This is a genomic window from Methylobacterium variabile, assembly GCF_001043975.1.
GTDB classification, from domain to species: Bacteria; Pseudomonadota; Alphaproteobacteria; order Rhizobiales; family Beijerinckiaceae; genus Methylobacterium; species Methylobacterium variabile.
Genome location: NZ_LABY01000422.1, coordinates 1 through 677 on the forward strand (window position 1 = coordinate 1; position 677 = coordinate 677).

Annotated in this window: 1 pseudogene; it reads left to right on the forward strand. The window is 64.1% G+C overall.

Annotated elements, in window-relative coordinates:
• Positions 1-399: 399 nt before the first annotated feature.
• Positions 400-677, forward strand: a pseudogene (locus tag VQ02_RS33645) (hypothetical protein); the annotation flags it as partial.

The window sequence follows — 677 nt, forward strand, 5'->3', positions numbered from 1 at the left end:
GTGGTTCCGGAGGAGACACATCCATCAGGCGACATTCGTATCATGCCGCGGCATTCGTGGAGGACAGCTCCAGGCGCGTAACGGGGGAGACGCCCGGCGAGCGGTCGGTCCATCAAGGCCGGCGGCCGATGGTGCAGCGCAAGAAATACGGCTTCGATGATCGGCGCGCGTCCGCCGGCCGGCACGAGATCCGGCCCAGTCACCGCAGAGGGATCACCCCACTCGCCGCACTGATGTACTTGCCTACAGTACAAAGATGAACGACAATCGCCGACCCAACAGTCATATGTGAGACATTTCCGCCTCACGCCAATAAGCAAATCTTAAGTTGCAGAAATACAACAGTTTCGCCGTCAACAGAAGGGTAATGTCGGAGGCCCACGCTCGTGAGAGACCTCCATGACGACCTCTCCGTCACATGCGCCCCGCGTCCTGCTGGTCTCGCCGCGCTTCAACGCGAACTCCTTCTGGGGCTTCGAGGCGGCCTGCGCGCTCCAGGGCGCGCGCTGCCTCGCTCCGCCGCTTGGCCTCGTCACGCTGGCGGCGATGCTGCCCGGAGACTGGTGCCTGCGCCTGATCGACTGCAACGCCGAGGAGTTCACCGACTCCGACATTGCCGGCGCCGATCTGGTGATGACCGGCGGCATGCTCCCGCAGGAGGCGGGCACCACCGCGGT